This window comes from Flavobacterium sp. AJR, from assembly GCF_002156885.1.
Classification (GTDB): domain Bacteria; phylum Bacteroidota; class Bacteroidia; order Flavobacteriales; family Flavobacteriaceae; genus Flavobacterium.
The window spans coordinates 1-6,805 of the sequence record NZ_NCWQ01000140.1; the positions used below are offsets into that span (position 1 = coordinate 1).

Here is a 6,805-nt window from a genome sequence, read left to right on the forward strand (position 1 = left end):
ATTCTTTTTATATTCTTTTTTTTTGGATTATAATTATAAGATTATTAATGTTGTATGTAAAAAATATGTAAATAAAATACTAATTTTAAGCTAATTTCATTTACTTTAGATGTTGGTTAATAATTTAATGTAGATAACGCGTCAGCCGAAAAGCTAAAATAGAGTAGGTAAAATTTTAATTTATTATTTAATATTATGAAGAAAATTAATTTAGACTCAGTACATTTTTTAAGTAAAGATGAAATGAAAATGATTGGTGCGGGAGGTTATATAGAAATTAGATGCAAAGGTGGAGGTGGTGCATCGTCAAGTGGTTCAACTATGAGTCAGGCTAAGGCGTATGCTTCTAGCTTGTGTGATGGTGAGTATACTATTATTCAGGTAGGAATGCAAGCCCCTTATGAAGATCCTATTTTTATTGGTGCTATTGGTGAGAAACCAGAAAAACTTTAATAAAAAGCCTCCAGAATTATGAATCTTGGAGGCTTTTTTATTATTAAAAGTTTTATTATAGTTAAGGCTAAAAAAATGTTCTTTAAAATTAGATGGGATAAATAATTAGCAATTGAAGAACAAAAAGGAGTTTCTATGTTTTATTCAAATTTAAAATTATTTTTTCTTCTTCTTTTCTTCTTCTTTTTTCTCAAGTTCGGGATTGTATGGTATGCTTAAATCGAAAGTATGTGTGGCATCCCAATTGGCTCGAACATCATTGATCTCTTTTTGATAATAATTGACTTCTTCGGCATATCTTTTTTCTAAATAATTACCTGGATCGTATTGTTTGTTTTTATTATCATCATAAATCACGCGAACTGTAAATACATCAGGTTCCAAAAGATTGAACTCAAACGTAGTTTTATCTTCAGAGTAATCATTGGCTAAGATAATGTCACCTTTTTTATTGGTTAATTCAACAATTATAGGGAAGCGTTTTACATTCTGTAAATTAAGGGTAAGATTCCCATAATCAGCAGGAGTTTTTGTTGTTAAAGTATATTTTAAAGTATCATTTGTTTTTTCGTAAAAATCAATCAATGCTCCAGGTAAAAAAGTAAATGAGTATTTTTCAGAAGGTTCTTTTTTGAAGTCAAAGAATAGACGTTGATCAAAATCATCATATTCGGTTTTAAAAGGAACTGCTACAGAATCTTTGTTTATTAGTTTTATTTTTGATTCATCAAAGCGAACCAAAGGAGTTCCGCTTTCTAATGTAAATCGGTCTCTAAAATGGATAATTCCACTTTGTAGCGCATTAATATGTAAAGTATCTTTCTTTTGATCTTTTATCTTAAAAGAGTAATTCTTTTTGTAGTTGTCTTTGGTGATTTCCATCGATAGAGAATCGACTTTTAGAGGTTTATACCATACCTGAAGTGAATCTTTTTTAGGAAATTGAGTAACAATTGTTGGGAGAATTTCTCCGTTGTTCTTCAAGATAATCTTAGGTCTGGAGTTCTTAAAATTTTGTTTTCCATCGTAACCTACAACTAGTCTGTTTCCTGAAACCTGAGCAGGTTTATGTGTTTTTAAAGGTAGTACTTCTTTAAATAATTCTAATTCATAAATAGTATCATTAGGTATTGTAATAGGATGTTTTATAAATCCTATTTTGTCATCCTTAGGGTTGAATTTATTGTTATTTCCTTTGTCTTTTAGAGCAACCAGAAGATATTTTCCAGCCTTTAGATTCTCTAATCTAAACGTCTTTAAACTATCTAATGTGTTGGTAATATATCGTGGATTTTCCTTGTAAACAACCGAATCTTTATAAGTGTCGTTTATTTCATAAAGCATTACAGATACAAATGAGTCTGATTGTTTATCATGTGCATCTTTTATTTTTCCGCCAAGAGCCAAGGAATCTATATAGCTTCCTGTAGAAAAAATGTATTTAAATTGGTTATACGGATTTCCCTCATTATTATCGGTAATACTTTGTCCAAAATTAAAACTATAGGTAGTATTAGGTTGTAAAGTGTCGTTTATTTTTATAGTGATGTATTTGCTCGCCGTTGTAGGATTTATGAGAGGTTCATGCTTCATTGGTGGCGAAATAATCAATTGTTTATTCGCATTTTTAATTTTTACATACTCATCAAATGTCAATTTTATAGTATTGCCTTTAAATTCTGTGCTAAAATTTTTAGGAACACTAGATAATAAAACAGGTGCAAGGGTGTCTTTTAATCCTCCGGTTATGCTTCCGCGTTTGGCGCAACTTACCATTAATAAGGTCAATAAAAAGAAAATATATTTTAAGTTGCTTTTCAACATAATCGGTTTAGATTTTTATTGCACAAAATAACAATTATATTTGCTTTAATCGAAATTTTTTATCGAATTATTGGGAGTTGTTACTTTGGATTAAAATAAAGGTAAGCTAGATTTACCTCAAATTATTTATAGATAAACTCGTTTGTATTTATTAATAAAATAAAATGTATCCTTACATTTGACAGTAAACTTAATTTAGAATATTTTGAAATTTCGCATTGTTTTTAGTGTTTTGTTTTTATTATTGATTTCATGTAATAAACAAGAAAAACCAGTTGCAGCTTTTTATTATTGGAAAACTATCTTTAAATTATCTACAGAAGAGAAAGAAGCTTTGCAGCAAAATAATATCAGTAAGATTTATATCCGGTATTTTGATGTCGATTTGCATCCAAAAACTAAAGAAGCATTCCCGCTTAGTCCAATACATTTTGAAAGTAAAACAGAAAACTTAGCAGTTGTTCCAGTGGTATACATCAAGAATAAAGTGATGTTGAAAAAAGGAATTGATGTAGATAGTTTGGCTAAAAAAACATTTGATTTTGTCGAGTTAATAAATAATAAAAATGGAATTTCGTGTCAGGAAATCCAAATCGATTGCGATTGGACATTGGCAAGTAAATTAAATTATTTAAAATTTATAGAAACTTTCAAGAAGATATCTCATAAAAAGCTCTCAGCTACAATACGGTTGCATCAGGTAAAATATTTTGAAAAGACTAAAATTCCAAATGTTGATACTGGGGTTTTAATGTATTATAATATGGGAACAATTGCGCCTGATTCTCTTAACTCTATTTATGACAGAAGAGTTGCGCAGCGATACATAAAAAGTTTAAAGAAATATCCTTTACCGCTTGATTTTGCCTTGCCAATTTATTCTTGGGCGGTTCATATTCGAGACAATAAAGTAATAGGATTAAAAAGTAAAATAGATATAGAAGAATTGCAAAATGATACTAATTTTGTATTAAGTCGAAAAAAATACTTTACTGTAAAGAACTCCAATTATAAAAAAGGTACTTTTTACAAACAAGGTGATGTTTTAAAAATAGAGGCGATTTCTAAGGATGATTTGCTAGAAATGGCTTCCGATCTGGAGGAGAATACGGCTCAATATCCTAAAGAGATTATTTTTTACGACTTAGATGAATTCAATTTAAAAAATTATGAAAAAAATGTTTTTAAACAAGTTCTTTCTTGTTTTTAGTGGTGTTTTATTGTTTGCCTATGGTATAATTTATGCTTGCGGAGGCGGAGATGATTGGGGAATGGGGTATAGTTCTAATTTTACTCCCGAAACTTTTGTCGAAAAATCATACAGACCATTGTTTTACTCTGGAGAAGTTTTTTACGGGATTGGTTTTGATACTCAACATAATTCTAGATTTAATGATGACATCAAATCAGATTGGAATGCGTATTTAAAAACTAAGGTTGATACTGCTACGGTAAGTTATTTTTTAATTGGGGATAATACTTCAAGATATTCGTATGATAAAGAAAATGCTTCAAAATATAAGGAAGAAATTGAACAGCTTCATGTTTTTTTTAAAAACAAAAAAGGAAATCAGGCTTCTTTAAAATGGGGTAAAAAAATAAATTTGAAAGATGATAAAACGAAGGCTTTTATCGAGTTTTTATATTTAGCACAAAAGATAGAAACAGTGTCAGTTGGAGAAGATTATTGGAGTTATGAACCTAGGGTTGCTAACACCTTTGATGATTTAAAAATGATTCAATCTATCGAAAACGTGTATAATACTATATCAGATCCGTTCTTAAAAAACAGGTATTGGTTTCTTACCATGAAAGCTTATTTTTATAGTAGTAATAAGCAAAAAGCAATTACGTTTTTTAATAAAACAGAAGCAGCTGTTCCTAAAAATGTATTGTATTATCGTGCGCTTGCTTATGTGGCAGGAATAAATCATCAGCAAGGTAAATATTCGACTTCTAATTATTTATATGCGCAAGTTTTTGATAAATGTCCAGAAATGAGAATTGTTACAGCTTATAGTTTTCACCCAGAAAACGAAGCAGACTGGAATAAATCTTTGGCTATGGCCAAAAATAATAAAGAAAAAGCAGCGCTTTGGGCAATTCATGGGTATTATAAAGATGAAGCGCAAGCGATTGATAAAATTTATCAATTAGATCCAAAAAATGAACATTTAAATTATTTGCTTACAAGGTTAGTTAATCAGCAAGAGCAAGGGATTAATAATTCATTTGAGTTGGCTAGAGTCGATTCTGAGGGCTCTACTGATTATGGTGCGCCTGCAATAAAACAAACTGTTACTGAAAACAAGAAAGGAAATCAAGCGAAAATTGATTTAAAAGCATTCGATTTAGTGTCTAAAATTGCTTCAACAGGAAATACGGAAAAGCCTTATTTGTGGGATATTGCTTTAGCGTATTTGCAAACATTAAAAGGGAATTTTGCTAAGGCTGATGAGAATTTTGCCAAAGCCGAAAAGACAATGCCTAAAACAGAGTTGGCAAATAATCAGCTTAGATTACTTCGTTTTGTAAATAATATGAGCAAGATTGATAAGTTGAATTCTAAAAATGAAAAAACAATTCTTAAAGATCTAAATTGGTTGTACAAAGAGCTTCCGAAGCAACAAGTAGGTGATTTTCGTTATGAAAACGCTTCAAGCTGGAGTAAAATGTATTTAATGACTCTTTATACAGAGCAAAAAAATTATGTAATGGCAGAGTTGTTTGCTAATACGTCGGCTTATGGTTATTGGGGAACAGGGAATTCTTTTTATGATGTCGAAAAGAATTTGTTAGGAATGAAAGCATTTTTGACTAAGCCGGATAAAACCGAAATTGAGAAAATAGGTTATAGTATTTATAATTTGAATTTAAATAACATCAATAATTTTCAAGCAATACAGGCAACATATCAAAATAAAATCCCTGAAGCAATTACTTTGATGCAACAAACGGATACATTACAAAATGCAGTTTTTTATGGAAATCCGTTTAACGGAAATATAAAAGATTGTCATGATTGTGACCATTCTGCATTCCAAAAAAAGAAATATTCTCAAATAGAATTTTTAACGACTATAAAAGCCATGCAAGATAAACTGGCTAAAAACGAAGATGTATATACAAACAGCTTATTACTAGGGAATGCATTTTATAATATCACCCATTTCGGAAACGGAAGAAGTTTTTATGAGATCGGAATTGTAGGCTATGGTTCAAGTCCGTATTCATTTAGAGATTCTATGAAAAAAATGATCACAGATTGTTCAGTGTCTAAAATGTATTATCAAAAAGCTCTGGAAGCTGCTACAACCAAAGAGCAAAAGGCAAAGTGTACTTATATGCTGGCAAAATGTGAGCGAAATGAATATTACAATAAAAAGTATATTGCGGTTAAAAATTGGTGGACTGCAGATGATGATAAGATAAATTTCCTGGCATGGAATAATTTTAAAGTGCTGAAAAAAGATTATTCGGATACAAAATATTATCAGGATGTTATTGCCGAATGTGGTTATTTTAATACATACGTTAATCAATAAAAAGAATCAGTGTTTTTCTAAATCAATTTGAGATGATGAATAAAATAGAACATATAGGAATTGCGGTTAAAGATTTAGAGGTCTCGAATCTTTTGTTTGAAAAGCTTTTTGGAGCTCCTGCTTATAAATCAGAAGCAGTAGAAAGTGAAGGAGTGATAACTTCGTTTTTTCAAAACGGACCAAATAAAATTGAACTTCTGGCAGCGACAAACCCAGAAAGTCCCATTGCTAAATTTTTGGAAAAAAAAGGGGAAGGAATTCATCATATTGCTTTTGATGTAACAGATATTGTTGCGGAAGTAGAGCGGTTAAAAAAGGAAGGTTTTGTTGTTTTAAATGAAAATCCCAAAAAAGGAGCCGATAATAAACTAGTTGTTTTTTTACATCCCAAAAGCACAAATGGGGTTTTGATTGAGCTTTGTCAGGAAATTAAATAATTTTAGAGTATTTAATACGGAAATTAGAAGCTTAAGAATCAGATAGTTTTGATTTTACTGAAATTATTAACGAAATTAATGTAAAAATCATTGCTAAATATTTGCTACAAATGAAAAATAGTGGTAATATTGCAACCTCAAAACCGGTCCTATAGCTCAGCTGGTTAGAGCACCTGACTCATAATCAGGTGGTCCCTGGTTCGAGCCCAGGTGGGACCACATTTTAAGTTTAAAAGCCTTTACAGCAATGTAGGGGCTTTTTTTTGTGGGGTAAACTCAAATTAATCAAGATATTGAGAAATAGATGGTTTTGAAAAAATCTAGGATCAAGAACAAAACCTGGGGAGGAATGTCAAAATAAAATAAGAACTTTGTAATCTAAGAATTTGAGATGACTCCTATAGACCTTTTAAAATTTATGCTGCCTGATTTTTTAGTAGAACACTTTGAAATAGTTTCTAGCACTAACACAGAAGAAGTACTACACCTTTATTTCGAAGAGAGCGCCAAGCCTCCACAAGAGTTTAATATGTTTGAATTGGTCTC

At 30.4% G+C, this 6,805-nt stretch carries 5 protein-coding genes and 1 tRNA gene; 5 read left to right on the forward strand and 1 reads right to left on the reverse strand.

The window, feature by feature from the left end; translation table 11 throughout:
* Positions 1 to 243: 243 nt before the first annotated feature.
* On the forward strand, positions 244 to 453 hold the full coding sequence (locus B8T70_RS22490; protein ID WP_123912156.1) for a hypothetical protein: 210 nt from the start codon (positions 244 to 246) through the stop codon (positions 451 to 453).
* A gap of 156 nt (positions 454 to 609) precedes the next feature.
* Here the strand turns inward: B8T70_RS22490 and B8T70_RS22495 are convergent, their stop codons facing one another.
* Positions 610 to 2,277 carry an Ig-like domain-containing protein gene (locus tag B8T70_RS22495; RefSeq protein WP_039113104.1) on the reverse strand — a complete coding sequence of 556 codons (1,668 nt, stop codon included), beginning with the start codon at positions 2,275 to 2,277 and terminating at the stop codon, positions 610 to 612.
* A 205-nt stretch (positions 2,278 to 2,482) separates the two neighbouring features.
* On the opposite strand from B8T70_RS22495, the gene B8T70_RS22500 reads away from it, so the two are divergent.
* From B8T70_RS22500 to B8T70_RS22515, 4 genes are all read left to right on the forward strand, one after another.
* Positions 2,483 to 3,487, forward strand: a complete 1,005-nt coding sequence (locus tag B8T70_RS22500) for a hypothetical protein (RefSeq protein ID WP_165763248.1) — start codon at positions 2,483 to 2,485, stop codon at positions 3,485 to 3,487.
* Positions 3,447 to 5,822 carry a hypothetical protein gene (locus B8T70_RS22505; RefSeq protein WP_086896307.1) on the forward strand — a complete coding sequence of 792 codons (2,376 nt, stop codon included), beginning with the start codon at positions 3,447 to 3,449 and terminating at the stop codon, positions 5,820 to 5,822. Before B8T70_RS22500 ends, B8T70_RS22505 begins: the two co-directional genes overlap by 41 nt.
* Before the next feature lie 35 nt (positions 5,823 to 5,857).
* Complete coding sequence (gene mce, locus B8T70_RS22510) at positions 5,858 to 6,259, forward strand: methylmalonyl-CoA epimerase (protein ID WP_039118019.1); 402 nt, start codon at positions 5,858 to 5,860, stop codon at positions 6,257 to 6,259.
* A gap of 145 nt (positions 6,260 to 6,404) precedes the next feature.
* Positions 6,405 to 6,478, forward strand: a tRNA-Ile gene (locus B8T70_RS22515).
* Positions 6,479 to 6,805: the final 327 nt, after the last annotated feature.